Origin of the sequence: Glycomyces harbinensis, assembly GCF_900101745.1 — a bacterium.
Taxonomy (GTDB): Bacteria; Actinomycetota; Actinomycetes; order Mycobacteriales; family Micromonosporaceae; genus Glycomyces; species Glycomyces harbinensis.
Window position 1 is genome coordinate 363484 of record NZ_FNAD01000001.1, and the last position, 18475, is coordinate 381958.

Annotated in this window: 13 protein-coding genes and 1 pseudogene; 13 read left to right on the plus strand and 1 reads right to left on the minus strand. The window is 72.8% G+C overall.

The window, feature by feature from the left end:
- Window positions 1–96 precede the first annotated feature (96 nt).
- The 12 genes and pseudogenes from BLQ63_RS01510 (at window position 97) to BLQ63_RS01565 (ending at window position 15009) form a co-directional block, all read left to right on the plus strand.
- Window positions 97–1143, plus strand: coding sequence for an NAD(P)-dependent alcohol dehydrogenase (locus BLQ63_RS01510; protein ID WP_091027376.1), 1047 nt, complete (start codon window positions 97–99; stop codon window positions 1141–1143).
- 225 nt (window positions 1144–1368) lie between these two features.
- Entirely contained in the window at window positions 1369–3087 is a 1719-nt protein-coding gene (locus tag BLQ63_RS01515) for an ABC transporter substrate-binding protein (protein ID WP_091027377.1), read from the plus strand.
- A gap of 57 nt (window positions 3088–3144) precedes the next feature.
- On the plus strand, window positions 3145–4095 hold the full coding sequence (locus BLQ63_RS01520; protein ID WP_091027378.1) for an ABC transporter permease: 951 nt from the start codon (window positions 3145–3147) through the stop codon (window positions 4093–4095).
- 10 nt (window positions 4096–4105) lie between these two features.
- A complete protein-coding gene (locus tag BLQ63_RS01525; RefSeq protein ID WP_091027379.1) occupies window positions 4106–4945 on the plus strand; it encodes an ABC transporter permease in 840 nt (279 codons plus the stop codon).
- A pseudogene (locus tag BLQ63_RS01530) lies at window positions 4942–6627 on the plus strand (dipeptide ABC transporter ATP-binding protein); the annotation flags it as partial. The gene BLQ63_RS01525 and the pseudogene BLQ63_RS01530, both read left to right, overlap by 4 nt.
- 19 nt (window positions 6628–6646) lie before the next feature.
- Window positions 6647–8038, plus strand: coding sequence for an LLM class flavin-dependent oxidoreductase (locus BLQ63_RS01535; protein ID WP_218124988.1), 1392 nt, complete (start codon window positions 6647–6649; stop codon window positions 8036–8038).
- On the plus strand, window positions 8035–8970 hold the full coding sequence (locus tag BLQ63_RS01540; protein ID WP_091028559.1) for an LLM class flavin-dependent oxidoreductase: 936 nt from the start codon (window positions 8035–8037) through the stop codon (window positions 8968–8970). Before BLQ63_RS01535 ends, BLQ63_RS01540 begins: the two co-directional genes overlap by 4 nt.
- A gap of 310 nt (window positions 8971–9280) precedes the next feature.
- The gene (locus tag BLQ63_RS01545) at window positions 9281–10474 is read left to right on the plus strand and encodes an acyl-CoA dehydrogenase family protein (protein ID WP_091027380.1); all 1194 of its coding nucleotides are present in this window, start codon (window positions 9281–9283) and stop codon (window positions 10472–10474) included.
- Between the two features lie 36 nt (window positions 10475–10510).
- Window positions 10511–11533 (plus strand): aldo/keto reductase, encoded by a 1023-nt coding sequence (locus tag BLQ63_RS01550; protein WP_091027381.1) that lies wholly within the window; start codon window positions 10511–10513, stop codon window positions 11531–11533.
- A gap of 1 nt (window position 11534) precedes the next feature.
- Window positions 11535–12632 (plus strand): LLM class flavin-dependent oxidoreductase, encoded by a 1098-nt coding sequence (locus BLQ63_RS01555; protein WP_091027382.1) that lies wholly within the window; start codon window positions 11535–11537, stop codon window positions 12630–12632.
- Window positions 12629–13420 (plus strand): DUF1684 domain-containing protein, encoded by a 792-nt coding sequence (locus tag BLQ63_RS01560; protein WP_091027383.1) that lies wholly within the window; start codon window positions 12629–12631, stop codon window positions 13418–13420. Before BLQ63_RS01555 ends, BLQ63_RS01560 begins: the two co-directional genes overlap by 4 nt.
- A gap of 20 nt (window positions 13421–13440) precedes the next feature.
- The gene (locus tag BLQ63_RS01565) at window positions 13441–15009 is read left to right on the plus strand and encodes a phytoene desaturase family protein (RefSeq protein WP_091027384.1); all 1569 of its coding nucleotides are present in this window, start codon (window positions 13441–13443) and stop codon (window positions 15007–15009) included.
- Between the two features lie 61 nt (window positions 15010–15070).
- Here the strand turns inward: BLQ63_RS01565 and BLQ63_RS01570 are convergent, their stop codons facing one another.
- Window positions 15071–16588 carry an alpha/beta fold hydrolase gene (locus BLQ63_RS01570; RefSeq protein ID WP_091027385.1) on the minus strand — a complete coding sequence of 506 codons (1518 nt, stop codon included), beginning with the start codon at window positions 16586–16588 and terminating at the stop codon, window positions 15071–15073.
- Between the two features lie 189 nt (window positions 16589–16777).
- On the opposite strand from BLQ63_RS01570, the gene BLQ63_RS01575 reads away from it, so the two are divergent.
- Window positions 16778–18472, plus strand: coding sequence for a DUF2264 domain-containing protein (locus BLQ63_RS01575; RefSeq protein ID WP_177154737.1), 1695 nt, complete (start codon window positions 16778–16780; stop codon window positions 18470–18472).
- Window positions 18473–18475 lie beyond the last annotated feature (3 nt).

Below are 18475 nucleotides of genomic sequence, written 5' to 3' on the forward strand. Positions count from 1 at the left end.
GAGCGGGCCTCCCATGCACCGGTCGAAGCGGATTCACTTGGTCGAGGCAAGGGCCGACCGGCCCGCCTCTTTCGCACCAACCAGCCGAGGATTTCGATGACACTCGCCAATGCATACGTTGCGACCTCCGCTTCCGGCCCGCTCGTTCCCGGCACGATCGAGCGCCGCGAGGTCGGCCCGAACGACGTCCTGATCGACATCGCATGGGCCGGCATCTGCCACTCCGACATCCACACCGTGCGCGGCGACTGGGGCGCGGTGCCCTACCCGATCACCGTCGGGCACGAGATCGCCGGGTTCGTCGCCGCGGTCGGGTCCGAGGTCACCCGCCACAAGGTCGGCGACCGGGTCGGCGTGGGCTGCATCGTCGACTCGTGCCGCGAGTGCGAGCACTGCCTCGCCGGCAACGAGCAGTACTGCCGCAAGGGCATGACCGGCACCTACAACGCGATCGACCGGGACGGCACGGTCACCCAGGGCGGCTACTCGACGAACGTCGTGGTCGACGAGCGCTACGTGCTGCGCGTCCCCGAGTCGATCCCGTTCGAGAAGGCCGCGCCGCTGCTGTGCGCGGGCATCACCACCTATTCGCCGCTGCGCCACTGGAACGCCGGGCCCGGCAAGAAGGTCGCGGTCGTGGGGCTCGGCGGCCTGGGCCACATGGCCGTCAAGTTCGCCCACGCCCTGGGCGCCGAGGTCACCGTCCTGTCGCAGTCGCTCAAGAAGCGCGAGGACGGCCTCGCCATGGGCGCGGACCACTACCACGCCACGAGCGACCCGGACACGTTCGCGGCGCTCGCGGGCAGGTTCGACCTGATCGTCAACACCGTCAGCGCCGGGATCGACATCAGCGCCTACCTCGGCCTGGTGGCCGTCGACGGCGCCCTCGTCAACGTCGGCGCCCCGTCGGAGCCGCTGCCGGTGAACGTGTTCAGCCTGCTCCTGGCCCGCCGGTCGTTCGCCGGCTCGGCCATCGGCGGCATCAGTGAGACCCAGGAGATGCTCGACTTCTGCGCCGAGCACGGCATCGCCCCCGAGGTCGAGGTCATCAGCGCCGACCGGGTCAACGAGGCCTGGGAACGCGTGCTCGCCTCCGACGTCCGCTACCGGTTCGTCATCGACGCCGCCACCATCGGCGCCTGACCGCGTAACGAACGGCCGCTCCCGGGTCCGCCCGGGAGCGGCCGTTCTTCGTATGACCCAACTCACTCTTGATTCTTGAGTAATCCTATCGATATAGTATGAGTTATGCGAGAGCTGTTCCTGTACTCCCGGCGCGAGATCGACCTCGCGCTCATCGCCGGTGCGCTGTGTCGGGCCTGACCGCCCCCCGAACCGCCCATCCAGCAGCACCGACGGAGCACCTCCATGTCAGCACTCAGCAAGTCCATCGAAACCGCCGAGCAGGCCCGCAAGCAGCGCTGGCCCTGGGTCGCCGCAGCGGCCGCCCTCGTCGTCGTCCTCTCCGCCGGCGCCTGGATCGGCGCCGACCGCGGCGGTGAGCCCGCCTCCGGGGAAGCGGGCGACCCCGTCCGCGGCGGCACCCTCGAATTCGCGCTCATCGACTACCAGCGCAGCCCCGACCCGCAGTGGGGCACCAACTACGCCGAATCCACGATCGGCAACAACATCACCGACAAGCTCACCTGGCAGGACCCCGACACCGGCGAGATCACCCCGTGGCTGGCCGAGTCCTGGGAGTACACCGACGACCTCACCGAGTTCACCTTCCACCTCAGGGACGACGTCACCTTCAGCGACGGCTCGCCCTTCGACTCGGCGGTCGTGAAGGCCAACTTCGACCAGTACGTGCACGGCGACCAGGCCCTGGGCATCAACCCCAACGGCGCCCAGCTCCTGCCCGGCTACATCGAGACCCTCACCCCCGACGAGCACACCGCCGTCGTCCGCTTCGAGCGCCCGCTCGCGAGCTTCCTCCAGGCCAGCTCCTTCACCGCCAACGCCCAGCCCGGATTCCTCTCGCTCTCCACACTCGCGCTCAGCGCCGAGGAGCGCACCGACCCCGCCAAGATCATCGGCACCGGCCCGTTCGTCTACGAGTCCTGGGAAGAGCAGGTCAAAACGGTCCTGGTCAAACGCGACGGCTACGACTGGTCCCCGCCCGCCCTCGGCCACGACGGCGAGGCCCACCTCGACCGCGTCGTGTTCAACACCATCCCCGAAGCGAGCGTGCGCACCGGCTCGCTCGTCTCGGGCGAGATCGACGCGACCCTCGACGTCGGCACCACCGACGAGCAGCCCCTGCGCGACCAGGGTTTCGACATCATCAGCCGCGGCGTCTCGGGCACCTCGATCTTCTTCAACCTCAACTCGCAGCTGTTCCCCACCAACGACATCAACGTGCGCAAGGCCATCCAGCTCGGCTGGGACCGCGAGGCCGTCGAGCGGACCGTCCTGACCGACTCCTACTCCATCGCCGACTCCGTGCTCGCCGACTCCGTCCAGGGCCACGCCGACTACAGCGACACCGTGCTGCGATACGACCCCGACGAGGCCTCCCGGCTCCTCGACGAGGCCGGATGGACGCCCGGCGACGACGGCATCCGCACCAAGGACGGCCGGCGCCTCGAAGTGAAGCTCCTCGGCATCTCCAACCTCGTCGCCAACAAGCCCGCCTACGAGTCGATCCAGCAGGACCTCAAGGAGATCGGCATCGACCTCCAGCTCACCGTGGTCCCCATCCCCGACTACACGGCCGCGTTCGCCAGCGCCGCCACCGACTGGAACGTGGTGGCCGCCAACCGCTCCCGCAACGACCCCGCCGTCCTCAACCTCGCCTACAGCCCCGCGCTCGGCAACGCCGCCTCCATCACCGAGGACTCCCCGGGCATCGACGCCGCCGAGGTCACCGAGGTCCTCGGCCGACTCGAGACCACCCTCGACCCGGCCCTGCGCGAGGAGTACGCCGAGGCCGCCCAAGACCTCCTGCTGGAGCAGTACGCGCTGGTCAGCCCGGTCTACAACCCCTCGCAGGTGATCGCGCAGGCCGACTACGTGCACGGCATCGTCTTCGACGCCCAGTCCCGCAACCACTTCGTGGACGCCTGGAAGAGCAACGGCGAGTGACGGTCCGCGGCGGCCGGGGGACCGGCCGCCGCGACCATCCTGAAAGGAGGAGATTCCGTGCTCCAGTACGCCGCCTTGAAGACCGGCCGGGCCCTGTTCGTGGTCTGGGCCGCCTTCACCCTCACCTTCGTCCTGCTGTTCGTGCTCCCGGCGAACCCCGAGGACCTCCTGTTCGACCCCGCCGAGCTCAACACCGTCCCCGAGGAGGTCAGGGCGCAGGTCGCCGCCAACTACGGCTTCGACGAGCCCGTCCTCGTGCAGTACTTCGAACGCCTCGGCCGCGCGCTCGCCGGGGACTTCGGCAACTCGGTCCAGTCCGGCAAGTCCGTCACCGACGCGGTCCTCGGCGTCCTCCCGGGCACCCTCCTCCTCTCGGCCGGGGCGCTCGCGCTGGCCGCGCTCATCGCCTTCGCCATCGCGCTCACCGCGACCGCGACGCGGCGAGCCTGGCTGCGCAACCTCGTCGAATCGCTCCCGTCCGCGGCCGTCTCGGTGCCGGTCTTCCTGTCCGGCATCCTGCTCCTGCAGATCTTCGCGTTCCGGCTCGGCTGGTTCCCCGCGTTCGGCGACGACGGCCCCGCGAGCCTCGTGCTCCCGCTCGTCACGCTCGCCGTGCCCGTGTCGGGCCCGATCGCGCAACTTCTGGTGCGCCGCTTCAGCGCCGAGATCGAATCCGGGTACGTGACCACCAGCCGCGCCAAGGGCGCCACCCGCGACCAGATCATCAGAGGCGACGTGTTCCGCAACGCGAGCCTCCCGGCGCTCACCATCACCGGCATCACCTTCGGGAACCTCATTGCCGGGTCGGTGATCACCGAGACCGTGTTCGCCCGCGAAGGCATCGGCCGGCTCACGCAGACCGCGATCAACACGCTCGACGTTCCGCTCGTGCAGGGCATCGTGGTGCTCGTGGCCGCGAGCTTCGCGCTCATCAACCTCGCCGTCGACCTCGTCTACCCGCTGCTGGACCCGCGACTGCGGGCCTCGCTCGCGGCCGCGGCGGCGTGAGGAGGACCCGATGACCGCACTCGCCGCCCCGCCCGCCCTCCGCCTCGGCGGACTCGCCCGCCGCCCGGTCCTCGTCGCGGCCTGGGCCGTCGTGCTCCTGGCCGTCGGCTGGGCCCTGCTCCCGCAGCTGTTCACCTCCTACAGCCCCTACATCGGCGACTCCGGCGCGAGCTTCGCGCCGCCGAGCGCCGAGCACTGGTTCGGCACCGACCGCCTCGGCCGCGACCTGTACGCCCGCTGCGTCTACGGCGCCCGCACCACCCTCACCGCGACCCTCCTGGCCGTGCTCATCGCCTTCGGCGTCGGCACCGTCATCGGGCTCGTCGCCGGGTACTTCGGGAAGCTCTGGGACAACGCGATCATGCGCGTCGTGGACGTCTTCCTCGCCATCCCCAGTCTCCTGCTCGCCATGGTCGTGGTCTCCGTGCTCGGCTACTCCGCCAACAACATCGCGCTCGCCGTGGGCATCTCCTCGATCGCCTCGTTCGCGCGCGTCATGCGCTCGGAGGTCATCGCCGTGGTCGGCCAGGACTACGTGAAGGCCGCCTACGGCTCCGGCGCGGGCCGCTTCGCCGTGATGGCCCGCCATGTGGTCCCCAACTCGCTCAGCTCCGTGATCGCCCTGGCGGCCTTGGAGGTCGGCACGGCCGTGCTCGCCGTGGCCTCGCTGGGGTTCCTCGGCTACGGCTCCCCGCCGCCCGAGCCCGAATGGGGGCTCCTGGTCGCCGAGGGCCGCGACTACGTCGCGGTCCACCCGTGGACCGCGGTCCTGCCCGGCGCCGCGCTCGCGCTCGTCGTGATCGCCGCGCACCGCATCAGCACCTCGCTCAGGAAGGACCCCCGCCGATGACCGATGAACCGCTGCTGCGCATCGACGACCTCACCGTCGACTACCGGACCGGCCGCCGCTGGGAGCCCGCGGTCCGCGGCGCGAGCCTGCACGTCGACCCCGGCGAGTTCGTCTCCCTCGTCGGCGAGTCCGGCTCCGGGAAGACCACGCTCGTCCAGGCCGCGCTCGGGCTGCTCCCGCCTTCGGCGCGACACCGCACCGGGACCGTCCACTACTCCGACGTGGACGTCACCGGCTGGAGCGACCGGCGCATGACGCTGGTGCGCGGCAACTACGTCGGCTTCATCCCGCAGGACCCGAACACCTCGCTCAACCCGGTCAAGAAGATCGGGCAGCAGGTCGTGGAGGCCGTGCATTTCAATGAGAGCAAGCACAGCAATGAGAGCAAGCACGGCAATGAAAGCGAGCACGGCAACCAGAAGAGGCAGAACCGGGGCGGCGCGGGGGTCTGGCGCGAGGCCGCCCTGGAGAGCCTGCGGACCGCGGGCCTCGCCGACGCCGAACGCGTCTTCGCCCAGTACCCCCACGAGCTGTCCGGCGGCATGAAGCAGCGCGTGCTCATCGCCATCGCCCTGGCGGGCAGGCCGAAGCTCATCCTCGCCGACGAGCCCACGAGCGCCCTCGACGTCACCGTCCAGAAGCGACTTCTCGACCACCTCGCCGGGCTCCGAGAGGCATTGGGCATCGGCATCCTCCTGGTCACCCACGACCTCGGGGTCGCACTCGACCGGTCCGACCGCATCGCCGTCATGCAGGACGGCGTGATCAGGGAGGAGGGGCCGGTCGCCGACCTCATCGCGCGCGCCGCCGACCCGTACACGCGCCGCCTCCTGGACGCCGCCCCGGCGCGCCGCACGGGCCGCCTCGAGCCCGCCGCCTCCCGCACCGTCCCCGACGGCGCCCCGGTCGTGCTGCACGCCGAGGGCATCGAGAAGACCTACCGGCTCCGCGGCCGGGGGCGCCGCGAACTGCGCGCCCTCGCCGGCGTCGACCTGGAAGTCCGCCGGGGCACCACCCACGCGATCGTCGGCGAGTCCGGCGCGGGCAAGTCGACCCTCGCGCGCATCCTCGTGGGCTTCGACGCCCCCGACGCCGGAACCGTGCACCTGGACGGCCGCGAACTCACCGGACTGGGGCACAAGGCGCTCCGCGAAGTCCGCCGTGACCTCCAGTTCGTGTTCCAGAACCCGTTCACCTCGCTCGACCCGCGCTTCACCGTCGAGAAGATCGTCGCCGAGCCGTTGCGCGCGTTCAAGATTCCGGGCGACCACCGGGCCCGTGTCGTGCGGCTCCTCGAAGCGGTCGCGCTCGACGCGGACTTCCTCGGCCGCCTCCCCGCGGCGCTCTCGGGCGGCCAGCGCCAGCGCGTGGCCATCGCGCGGGCGCTCGCGCTCAACCCGGACGTGCTCGTCCTGGACGAGGCCGTGAGCGCCCTCGACGTCTCGGTCCAGGCCCAGATCCTCCAGCTGCTGGTGGACCTCCAGGCCGAGTTCGGCCTCGCGTACGTGTTCGTGACCCACGACCTCGGGGTGGTCCGCCTCATCGCCGACGACGTGACGGTGATGAAGGACGGCGCCGCGGTCGAGTCCGGCCCGGCCGCGACGGTCTTCGAGGCCCCCGCCCAGGACTACACCCGGGAACTGCTCGCCGCGGTCCCCGGGGCCCGGCTCGCCCCAGCAAGCGTCCGATTAGGAGTACGCCGTGTCAGACCATCTGCACCTCAACGTGAACATCCTCAACGCTGGCGTCTTCGGCGGCTCGTGGCGGCTGCCGGGCACCGACGCCCTGGCGAGCTACGGGATCGAGCACTACACGTCGATCGCGAAGAAGGCCGAGGCCGCGAAGCTCGACGCGGTGTTCCTCGCCGACGGCCCGCTGCTCGACCCCTCGATCCGCCACCGCACCGGCAACAGCCTCGAACCGTCCACAGTGCTGGCCCGCATCGCGGCGCAGACCGAGCGGATCGGGCTCATCGGGACCCTCTCGTCCTCCTACAACGACCCCGACGAACTCGCGCGGCGCCTGGGCGACCTCGACTTCGCCAGCGGGGGCCGGTTCGGCTGGAACGTGGTCACCACGGCCGGCCCGGTCGCGGCCCGCAACTTCGGGCGCTCGGGCGAGCCGGAGCACGCCGCCCGCTACGCGCGGGCGGCCGAGTTCACCGAGCACGTGGTCGCCTCGTGGGCCGCCCGGACCCGCCTCGTCTCCCCGCAGGGGCGCCCGGTGGTGGTCCAGGCGGGCGGCTCCAGCGACGGCCGCAAGCTCGCCTCCCGCGTCGCCGAGGTCGTGTTCTCCGCCGACCAGGACCTGGACCATGCGCGGGCGTTTCGCGCGGGGTTGCGCACGGGCGCGGCCGGATTCGGGCGCCGTCCGGAGGACCTGGTGGTCCTGCCGGGCCTGTCGACGGTGATCGGCTCGACCGAGGCGGAGGCGAAGGCCCGCAGGGAGCTCCTGGACGACCTGCTCCCGGACTCGTATGCGCGGTCACGCCTGTCGGCGCAGCTCGGGTTCTCGGTGGACGGGCTCGCCGACGACGAGCCGATCCCCGCGGAGCTGCTGGTGGACCCGGACGAGGCGGGCGGCTCGCAGTCGTTCTACCGGGTGGTGAAGGCGATCGTGGACCGCGACGACCCGACCCTCCGGCAGCTGCTGCGGACGCTCTCCGGCGGGGCGGGGCACCGGATCGTCGTCGGCACGCCCGAGCAGATCGCCGACGACGTCGAGCTGTGGTTCCGCTCGGGCGCGGCCGACGGGTTCAACGTGATGCCCGACGTGCTCCCGTCCGGATTCGACGACTTCGCCGACCACGTGGTCCCCGAACTGCAGCGGCGCGGCCTGTTCCGGCGCGAGTACGAGGGGGCGACCTTGAGGGCGCACCTCGGCCTCGGCCTGCCCGCGGCGCCGGAGGCCGGTTCGGTCCGGGCCCTGTTCGCTCCGGCACCTGCCGAGCCCGCGCCGCCCGCTTCGGAACCGTCCGGTTCGGTGCCGGAGCCGCCGACCGTTTCCGAGCCGTCCGCTCGGACGCCGAGCGAGGCCGCGCCGCCCGCTTCGGCCCCGCACGTCCCCGCCCCGACCTCGGAGGTCGCATCATGAGCACGTTCGTCCAACTGGCCTTCGCGGTCGGCGATCGCGCCGCGGGCGCCTTGAGCCTCGCCGACGCCGGTGCCGCCGCGGCGCTCGCCGACCGGGCCGGCGTCGCGGCGATCCGGCTGCGCGACCGGACGGCGGCGGGCCCGGCCCTCGAACCGACGGTCGCCGCCGCGTACCTCGCAGGGGCGCACCGCATCGCGTTCGTCCCCGAACTCTCCACGAGCGGCAACGCCCCCTACAACGCGGCGCGGCGGCTCCTGTCGATCGACCGCGCCACCGGCGGCCGCCTCGGCGTCGCGCTCCTGCCGGGCGCGGGGGACGAGGTGACCGACGCGGGCGAGCCGCCCGCGAACGACCCCGCCGAGCGCTGGGGCGAGTACGCCGACGTCCTGACCCGCCTGTGGGAGTCGTTCCCGCGCACCGCACTCCGGGGCGACCAGGACGCCGGGATCGTCGCCGACGACGCCCGCATCCGCCCCATCGGCCACGACGGCCCCTACTACCGGGTCGCCGGGCCGCTCGACGGGCCGTCGTCGGTCCAGGGCCGACCGGTGATCGTCGCCGACCTCGACGGGCTCGGCTTCGACGCCGCCGCGACGCACGCCGACGCGGTCGTGGTCGACCGCGACCGGACCCCGGGAGCCGATGCGGCCCTGGCGGACGCGCTCCGCGCCACCGGACTGCCCCGCTCCGAGACGGCCCTGATCGGGCGCGTCGCGGTCGGCGACCTCGCCGATCCCGCCGGCCTCGCCGCCGAACTGCGCGCCTGGGCCGAAGCCGACCGGCTCGACGGCTTCGAACTGGTCGCCGCCGGGGACCTCGAAGCGGTCTCGGCGGTCTCGCGTGAGCTGGTCCCACTCCTCATCGACCCGGCCCCGGCCCTGGCCACGACCCTGCGGGCCGTCTTCGGCCTGCGCCAGGCGGTGGCGCCATGAGCCCCGGGCAACCCGCGGCGACCGCGCGCGGGGCACGTCCCGGCGTCGACCCGGACCGGCCAAGTGCGTCCCGACCCGCACTCCCGGTCGGGACCGCCGCCATTGGACCCGCCTCGCATCTGCACGCGGCCGCGCGCCGACCTGCGGGCCGCGCTCGGCCCGCGAGAGGCGGTGTGGCACCCAGTTCGCCGCGAACCGCGGCGGCTCGCCGTCCAGGCAACCACCGACCGCGGCCTCAGCGCCGAACCGGCGGCATCGAGCCCTCCCCGCATCGGCGCGTGGTCCGCAACGAGAAGAAGGCGATCGCATCATGACCTCCGAATACACCGTGGCCGGCATCCGCACTGCGATCGCCCCGGTCCTGGAGCGCCTGCGCGAGGGCGCGGCCCAGCGCGAACGCGAACGCGAGTACGCCTTCGAGGAGGTCAAGGCCCTTGCGGCCGAGCGCATCACGCTCACCGGGATCGCCGAGGCCGACGGCGGCGCGGGCGGCGCCGTGCGCGACGTCGCCGACCTCGTCATCGCCATCGCCCGCGCCGACTCCAACGTGGCCCAGGCGCTGCGGTCGAGCTTCCTCACCGCCAACCAGGTCGCCTCCCGCCCCGACCTGCCCCACCGCGAGACCACGCTGCGCCGGCTGCGCGACGGCGACCTGTTCGCCGGGACCGCGAACGAGCGGACCGGCGGCGCGAGCGGCTCGGTCGGCACCGTGATCCGCCGCGGCAGTCCTTCCGACGACGGGTGGACCGTCGACGGCGAGAAGTACTACTCGACCGGCGGTCTCTACGCCGACTGGTTCACCGGGTCCGCCAAGGGCGAAGATGGTGCCGTGTACGGATTCACCGTCCCGGTCGACCGCGAGGGCGTCGAGCGCCTCGACGACTTCGACGCGGTCGGGCAGCGCCTCACCGCCAGCGGCACCACCCGCCTGCACGGCGTGCGCGTGGGCGACGACGAGGTGGTCGTGCGCGACACCTCGCGGCTCGACAGCCCCTGGCTCGGGTCGTTCGCGCAGCTCTACCTCGCCGCGATCGAGGCCGGGATCGCCGCGGCCGCGCTCGACGACGCGGCCCGGTTCGCCCGCGAGCGGGCCCGGCCCATCAAGCACTCCAGCGCGACCCGCTCCAGCGACGACCCCTACGTGCGAGCCACCGTCGGCGAGATCGCCGCCCGCGCCCACGCGGCCCGCTCGGTGGTGCTCGTGGCCGCCGAAGCGCTCGAGGCGACCCGCGACCTCACCGGGGCCGAAGCGCGGTCGGCCGGCGCCGAAGCCTCGGTCGCCGTCGCCCAGACCGGCGTGATAGCGATCGAATCCGCTTTGCGCGCATCGGAACTGCTGTTCGACGTCGCGGGAGGGTCCATCACCGACCGCGCCCTCGGCTTCGACCGGCACTGGCGCAACGCCCGCACCGTCGCCAACCACAACCCGCGCCAGTGGAAGGCCGCCGTCGCCGGGGCCTACCGCATCACCGGCGAGGAACCGCCCACCACCGGGCTCTTCTGAACCAGCACCGCCGCAGCACCGACGAAAGGCCAGGACATGACCCTCGAACCGACCCGCGTCCTCGGGCGCACCGGCGTCCCGCTCACCCCGTTCACCCTCGGCGCCATGAACTTCGGCGGCGCCCAGGAGGAGGGCGAGAGCATCCGCATCATCCACGCCGCCCTCGACGCCGGGATCAACGCGATCGACACCGCCGACGTCTACACGCAGGGCCGCTCCGAAGAGGTCGTCGGCAAGGCGATCAAGGACCGCCGCGACGACCTCTTCCTCGCCACCAAGTTCCACGGCCAGATCGGCGACAACCCGCTCCACAAGGGCAACTCGCGCCGCTGGATCCGCCGGGCCGTCGAGGACAGCCTGCGCCGCCTCGGCACCGACCACATCGACCTGTACCAGGCCCACCGGCCCGACCCGCACACCGACCTCCTGGAGACCCTCCAGGCCCTCGACGACCTCATCCGCGAGGGGAAGATCCGCTACTACGGCACCTCCGTCTTCCCCGCGCACCAGCTGGTCGAGGCGCACTGGCTCGCCGAGAAGCACGGCCTGGTCGCCCCCCACACCGAGCAGCTGCCGTACTCCCTGCTCATCCGCACCGTCGAACGCGAGGTCTTCCCCGTCGTCCAGAAGTACGGCGTAGGCGTCATCAGCTACGGCCCGCTCGCGGCGGGCTGGCTCTCCGGGAAGTACCGCGTCGGCGGCGACCAGCCCGCATCGGCCAGGTCCGGCCTCATCCCCGGCCGCTTCGACGTCGCCGCCCCCGAGAACGCGCGCAAACTCGCCGCCGCCGACGCCCTCGCCGGCCTCGCGGAGGAGCACGGGCTCACCCTCGTCGACCTCGCGATCGCCTTCGCGCTCAACCATCCCGCGATCTCCAGCGTCATCATCGGCCCCCGCACCCAGGAACACCTCGACGCCTACCTCAAGGCCGCCGACGTCAGCCTGGGCGACGACGTCCTCGACCGCGTCGACGCCATCGTCGCCCCCGGCACGCACTTCATCGAGCGCGACACCGGCCGCGAGACCCCGTCCCTCCAGCCGTCCGCACTGCGACGCTGACATGGGCGCGAACACGATCGGCGCCGGCGTCCCGGACGGCCGGCCCTTCCGCCTGGGCTTCCTCCTGCACCTCGACCGCGACGACCGGCCCGAACAGGCCTACCGGGACGCGATCGCGCTGTTCGAGACCGCCGAACGTCTCGGGTACGACTCGGGCTGGGTCGTCCAGCGGCACTTCCGCCAGGGCAACGAGCACGTCTCGGCGCCCCTCGTGCTGCTCGCCGCGATCAGCCAGCGCACCAGCCGGATCCGCCTCGGCACCGGCGTCCTCGTGCTCCCGCTCGAAGACCCGCTGAAGGTCGCCGAGGACGCCGCCACCCTCGACGCCCTGAGCGGCGGAAGGCTCGAACTCGGCATCGGCTCCGGCCCGTTCCCCGGCGCCTGGGAGGCGTTCGGCAAGGACCTCGAGGACCGCAACCGGCTCTTCAACGCCGCCGTCGATCGCCTCCACGACGTCCTGGAAGGCAAGGCGCTCAACAGCCTCGGCGAAGCCCTCCACCCGCCCGGCGCGGGCGTGCGCCGCCGCCTGTGGCAGGCCACCACCTCCAACGCGGACCTGGCCCGTGCGGCGGCGGTCGACGCCGCACGGGCCGGGGACGGGCTCCAGCTCTCCCGCGCCAACGCCTGGCGCGGCGCCGACGTGCCGCAGGCCCACCGGCTGCAAGCCGAGTGGATCGACGCCTACCGCGAAGCCTGGACCCACGGCCATCCGCCCCGCGTGCAGGTCTCCCGCGCCGTCTACCCGCACCCGCAGCGGGCCGAAGCGCTCCGGCTCCTCACCCCGGGCGTGTGCCGCTGGCAGCAGTGGCTCTCCGCCAAGCGCGAAGTCGCCGGATTGTCCGTAGAGGAGTACCTGACGGGGGACGACGCCCTCTACGGACCGCCGGACGACTCGGCCGCCGCCCTGGCGGCCGACCCCGCGCTGCGCCACGCCACCGACCTGCTCGTGAGCTTCGTCCCCGGCGTGCCCGACTTCGACGAGCACGTCCGCCTCCTCACCGCCACCGCAACGGAACTGGCCCCGAGCCTCGGCTGGCGCCCCGCACCCGGCACGACGACCCCGACCGACAGCACCGCGACACAAGGAGCACCGGCATGACCGACGACTTCGCCCGCGAGTGGCGGGACTGGCACGCCGAGCGCGAAGCGGCGCTGCTCGCGCCCCACGGCTGGCTCAGCCTCACCGCCTTCCACTGGCTCGACGCCGAACCCGCGCGACTCGAAGGCCTCCCGGGCCTGTGGAGCGCGGCCGCAGACACCGTCCGCCTCACCGCCTCCGCCGAGGACGGCCTCACCACCGACGGGACCCCGATCGACGGCGCGACCTCGCTCACCGTCTCCGCAGGCCCGCGCTGGATCGACCTGGGCGACAGGAAGATCGAGATCGCCGCACGCCAGGGGCGCCTGGCCCTGCGCGTCCGCGACCCCCAGGCCCCCACCCGCACCGGCTTCACCGGCGTCCCCGCGTTCGAACCCGACCCCGCATGGGTCCTGCCCGCAACATTCACCGCCTACGACGCGCCCGAACCGGTCCGCGTCGGCGCCGCCCGGCCCGGCCTCGAACACACCCTGCAGGCCATCGGCCAGGTCCGCTTCGACCTCGACGGCGAGCGGCGGGAACTCGTCGCGACCGGCGCCGGCGACGGGCGCCTGAGCCTGCTCTTCCGCGACGCCACCAACGGGCGCACGACCGCCGCCTGGCGGCAGCTGACCACCGGCGCCCCCGGCGCCCCCGGCGCCGACGGGACCGTCGCCCTCGACTTCAACCGCGCCCTCAACATGCCGTGCGTCTTCACCGACCACGGCACCTGCCCGCTCCCGCCCGGCCCCAACACCGTCACCGCGGCCGTCACCGCCGGCGAACGGCGACCGCACCCGCCGGGCTGAACCCCGTGTTAGGAATGGGCATGGTTCAGCGCAAGTCCTACGACGCCGTCATCGTCGGCGGCGGGCACAACGGCCTCGTCGCGGCGGCCTACCTCGCCCGCGCCGGCAAGAGCGTCCTCGTCCTCGAACGACTGGGGCGCACCGGCGGCGCGGCGGTCTCCGCGCCCGCGTTCCCCGGCGTCGAGGCCCGCCTCTCGCGGTACTCCTACCTCGTCAGCCTGCTCCCGCAGCAGATCATCGACGACCTCGGCCTGCGCTTCCAGGTGCGCAAACGCGGCGTCTCCTCCTACACGCCCACCGAACGCGGCGGCCGCCCGACCGGGCTCCTCGTCACCCGGGACCCGGCCCGCACCCGCGAGTCCTTCCGGCGCCTCACCGGCTCCGACACCGAATTCGACGCCTGGCAGGCGTTCTACGGCGACGCCGCCCACGTCGCCCAGAAGGTCTTCCCGACCCTCACCGAACCCCTGCCCGACCGCGCCGACCTGCGCCGCCGCATCGGCGACGACCGCATCTGGGACCAGTTCTTCGAAACCCCGCTCGGTGCGACCGTGGAGGCCGCGTTCGCCGACGACCTCGTCCGCGGCGTCGTCCTCACCGACGGCCTCATCGGCACCTTCAGCTCCGCCCGGGCCGAGGACCTGCGGCAGAACCGCTGCTTCCTCTACCACGTCATCGGCGGCGGCACCGGCGACTGGGACGTGCCCGTGGGCGGCATGGGCGCCCTCACCGACGCGCTGGCGGAGTCCGCGCGCTCGGCGGGCGCCGAGATCCTCACGGGCCGCGAGGTCACCGGCGTGGCGACGGACGGGTCCCGCGCCGAGGTGACCTACACCGAAGGGGACGGGACCGCCGCGGTCGACGCCCGGCACGTGCTCGTCAACGCCTCCCCGGAAGCCCTCGCCGCTCTCCTCGGCGAACCGGGCCCCGCGAAAGCCGAAGGCGCGCAGCTGAAGGTGAACATGCTCCTCAAGCGACTGCCGCGCCTGCGAGACCGCGGCGCCGACCCGCGCGAGGCCTTCGCCGGGACCTTCCACGTCGCCGAGTCCTTCGCGCAGCTCGAAACCGCGTACGCCGAAGCGGCCGAGGGCCGTCTTCCGACCGCGCCGCCCTCGGAGATCTACTGCCACTCCCTGTCCGACCCGACCATCCTCGGGGACGACCTGGTGCGCCGCGGGTACCAGACGCTGACCCTCTTCGGGCTGCACACGCCCGCGCGGCTCTTCGCGGGCGGCCCGGACGCGAACGGGGACGCCAAGGCCCGCCTGCTGGCGGCGACGATCGCGCAGCTCGACGCGTACCTCGACGAGCCCCTCGCCGACTGCCTCGCCGAGGACGTGAACGGCGACCCGTGCATCGAGGCCAAGACGCCCGTCGACCTCGAACACGACCTCAGGCTCCCGGGCGGCAACATCTTCCACCGCGACCTCTCGTGGCCCTTCCGGACCGCCGAAGCCGACGGCCGCTGGGGCGTGGAGACCGCCCATGCGAACGTCCTGCTGTGCGGGGCCGGAGCCGTGCGCGGCGGCGGCGTGAGCGGCATCCCCGGCCGCAACGCGGCCATGGCCGTCCTGGAGGCGGGGGAGTAGGCCCCCTGGGCCGCAAGCGAAACGGCGGCCGGGCGAAGGCCCGGCCGCCGTCACCGTCCTCTCAGTACCGGCCCGCCGGGGTCCGGCGGTCGGTCAGCGACTCGACCTCCGGGAAGTCCAGGTTCGGGCAGCTCAAGCCCTCCTGCGGGACCTCGCGGTCGATGAAGTAGGCGTCCACCGGGGCGTTGACGCACGCCGAAGGGCCGCCGTAGATCGTGTGCCCGTAGCCCTCGTACGTGACCAGGTGGCCGTCGGCCTGCTCCGAGGAGGCCTCGGTCCACGAGTAGACGGTGGCGTAGTCGTGCAGGTTGCCCAGGAACACCAGCGGCGGCGCGCTGCGGTGGACGTCCAGCTCTGCGGCCCCGTTGGTCTGCTCGATGCCCGACCCGACGCACTGCATCGCGAAGGCGTTGTACGGGGTCCACTCCACGACCGGGTACTCCGCGGACAGCTTGCCGGTGAGCGCGGCGAACTCCGCGTAGTCCTCGACCGCGAAGTTGAAGTCCTGGCACCACGCCGGGTAGGAGAGGGACTCGACCTCGATCTCGTCCTGGTAGGCCCGGGCTCCCGAGAGCGGGGTGCCGTCGCGCATCGCCTGGTAGTCGAGGGCCACGTAGGACCAGAACTGCGGGAAGTTCACGCCGAACGTGAAGTCGCCGGCGAGGCCGTAGAAGTCCAGCGGCTCACCGGTGTACGGGTCGATGAGCTCGCCGGCCCGCGCGGCGGCCTTCAGGCCGGCGTAGACGGACTCGACGTCCTCGCCGTGGAGCGCGCACTCCGGCGCGGACCCGCACCACTCGGCGAAGGCCGCGAAGTTCTCCTCGAGCGGGGCGGTCTCGGTGCTCATGAAGTCCCACACCGATTCCAGGCTGTGGTCCATGTTGCCGTCCAGGACCATCGTGCGGATGTGGCGCGGGTACGCCTCGGCGTACTGCTGGCCCATGATGGTGCCGTAGGAGTAGCCGAGGTAGTTGAGGTCGCCTTCGCCCAGGGCGCGGCGGATGCGCTCCATGTCCTCGACGGTCTCCAGGTTCGAGACGTGGTCGAAGAGGCTCCCGGTGCGGTCCTTGCAGTCTGCGGTGAGGGCGGCGTTGGCGTCCTCCAAGGCCCCGAACGAGTCCTGGTCGGTCGGGATGCCGATCGCCTCGACGGCGGCCAGTGCCGCTTCACCGCAGAGGACCTGCGTGCTGGTGTTGACGCCGCGGGGGTCGAAGCCCACGATGTCGAAGCGCTCGGCCGCGGCGGCGGTCAGGGGGTTGCCGCCCATGACGTAGTCGACGCCCGAGCCGCCGGGCCCGCCCGGGTCCATGAGGATCGTGCCGAGCCTCTCGTCCGGGTTCGTCGCCTCGCGGCGGGCGAGGCCGATCTCGATCTGCTCGCCCCGCGGGCGGTCGTAGTCGAGCGGCACGGTGATGGTGGCGCATTCGACCACTTGTCCCGGTTCGAGATCGGGACAGGGCTGCCAGTCGATGCCGTGGCGGGCGCCGCCGCTGCCGGCGGCCGCGGGGGCGGCCGCCAGGAGGGTGACGGCGAGGAGCGCCGCGGCGGTCGCGGCGGTGATGGTGCGGGTGGTGCGCACGGGAGTCCTTCCTGCTGAAGGGGACCCGGATCGCCGCACGGCGATCCGAGTGTTCGTTTCCACCTGAGATTCTATGAAATGTCCGGCCCCGCAGGGGTTCCGAGCAATGCCTGTTTTATTCACACTCGCGCCCGGCCGCTGCGCGCCGGTGTTGCGATCCCGGCCCCCGTGTTGATAGCGTTTACCAACATGACTTCCCCGCTGCGCGCCTTCGGGCCCCTCGAACCGGACCGCGACGGCTGGGAGGCCGCCGCCGTCGCGCTGAGCCGGCCCGCCGTCGACCTCGCTTCGCAAGGGCCCGAAGAGATGCCGGTGACCATGTCGAACCACTCCCACGCCGAGAACTGGTTCGAACTGCTCACCCGCCCGCTCTGGGGCCTCACCGGCGTCACCGGCCCCGCCGCCGACGACCTCTGGCCCGTCCTCGCCCGGACCCTCGCCCGCGCCCTCGACCCCACCGACGCCTGGTATGTCGGCGACGTCACCCACGCCAGCCAGCGCTGCGTGGAGGCCGCCGCCGTCGGACACGCCCTCGCCACCGTCCCGGAGCAACTCTGGGAACCCCTGGCGCCCAAGGACAAGGACCACGTCGCCGCCTGGCTCTCCCGCGCCTACGCCACCGGCGTGGTCGACAACAACTGGCACTACTTCCCGGTCTTCGCCGGGCACGGCCTCGACCGCGTCGGCGTCGCCCGCGACCCGGCCGCGGCCGCCGCGCACCTGGACCGGATCGGGGAGCTGCTGCTGGGCGAGGGCGCCTTCGCCGACGGCCCGACCGGCCGCGTCGACTACTACAACCCCTTCGCCTTCCACACCTACGCCCTCCTGCACTACCGGCACTCGGGCGACGACCGGTACGTCGAGCACGCCGCCTCCTTCGCGCGCCGCTTCGGCTCCTGGTTCGCCGCCGACGGCGCGGGCGTCCCCTACGGCCGCAGCCTGGGCTACCGCTTCGCCCAGTCCTCGCTGTGGGGCGCGCTGGCGGCCGCGGACGTCGAGGCGGTGCCGTGGGCCGAGGCCGCCGGGCACGCCCGCCGCCACCTCGCATGGTGGTGGGACAAGCCGATCCTCGACCCCGCGCACCGGCTCACCGTCGGCTACCTCTACCCGAACGACGGCGCGGTGGAGCAGTACCTCACGGCCGGCTCCCCGTGGTGGGCGAACAAGGCCTTCCTGGGCCTGGCCGCCCCCGCCGATCATCCCTTCTGGACCGCCGAGGCGGCGGTCCCCGGCCCGCTGGTCGAGCCGCACCCGGCCGCCCGCGCGGTCCACGTCCGCGACCGGCAGGGGCACGTGACGCGCCTGAACGGCCAGGCGCGGCATCCGAAGATGCGCGGCGGCCGCGACGCCTACGCGAAGTTCGCGTACTCCTCGGTCGCCGGCTTCTCGCGCGCGGTCGACGGCCTCGGCCTGGAGTGCTTCGCGCCCGACGGGACGCTGGCGCTCTCGGAGGACGGCCTGCACTGGCGCGGCCGCGAAGACCCCGAGCACGGCCGCGTCGCCGAGGACGGCACCGTGACCGTGACCTGGCGGCCCTGGGCCGACGTCACGGTGACCACCACCCTCTCGGGCACCGTCGACGGCCGGCACGTGCGCGTCCACGAGATCGAGACCGGCCGGACGCTCCACACCGGCGAAGGCGGCTGGTGCGTCCCGCACGGCGGCGTGGACGAAGCGGCCGACGGCAGCGCCGCCGCGGTCTCCCGAGGGCTCCGCAGCACGATCGCCGACAAGGGCGGCTCGCGCACGGCCGAGGTGATCGCGCCGATGCCCGGCACGCACCTGTACTGGCCGATGACGGTCCTGCCGGTGCTCACCGGCGTCCTCGAGCCGGGCCGCCATCGACTGGAATCAGAGATATATATCGGACGCGATGTTTCTTGAAGC

What these genes read in the sequence shown, in the direction of transcription:
- BLQ63_RS01510 (WP_091027376.1), top strand. Translation starts at nt 97, where the DNA reads ATGACACTCGCCAATGCATACGTTGCGACCTCCGCTTCCGGCCCGCTC.
- BLQ63_RS01545 (WP_091027380.1), top strand. Translation starts at nt 9,281, where the DNA reads ATGACCTCCGAATACACCGTGGCCGGCATCCGCACTGCGATCGCCCCG.
- BLQ63_RS01560 (WP_091027383.1), top strand. Translation starts at nt 12,629, where the DNA reads ATGACCGACGACTTCGCCCGCGAGTGGCGGGACTGGCACGCCGAGCGC.
- BLQ63_RS01555 (WP_091027382.1), top strand. Translation starts at nt 11,535, where the DNA reads ATGGGCGCGAACACGATCGGCGCCGGCGTCCCGGACGGCCGGCCCTTC.
- BLQ63_RS01525 (WP_091027379.1), top strand. Translation starts at nt 4,106, where the DNA reads ATGACCGCACTCGCCGCCCCGCCCGCCCTCCGCCTCGGCGGACTCGCC.
- BLQ63_RS01550 (WP_091027381.1), top strand. Translation starts at nt 10,511, where the DNA reads ATGACCCTCGAACCGACCCGCGTCCTCGGGCGCACCGGCGTCCCGCTC.
- BLQ63_RS01575 (WP_177154737.1), top strand. Translation starts at nt 16,778, where the DNA reads ATGACTTCCCCGCTGCGCGCCTTCGGGCCCCTCGAACCGGACCGCGAC.
- BLQ63_RS01540 (WP_091028559.1), top strand. Translation starts at nt 8,035, where the DNA reads ATGAGCACGTTCGTCCAACTGGCCTTCGCGGTCGGCGATCGCGCCGCG.
- BLQ63_RS01565 (WP_091027384.1), top strand. Translation starts at nt 13,441, where the DNA reads ATGGTTCAGCGCAAGTCCTACGACGCCGTCATCGTCGGCGGCGGGCAC.
- BLQ63_RS01515 (WP_091027377.1), top strand. Translation starts at nt 1,369, where the DNA reads ATGTCAGCACTCAGCAAGTCCATCGAAACCGCCGAGCAGGCCCGCAAG.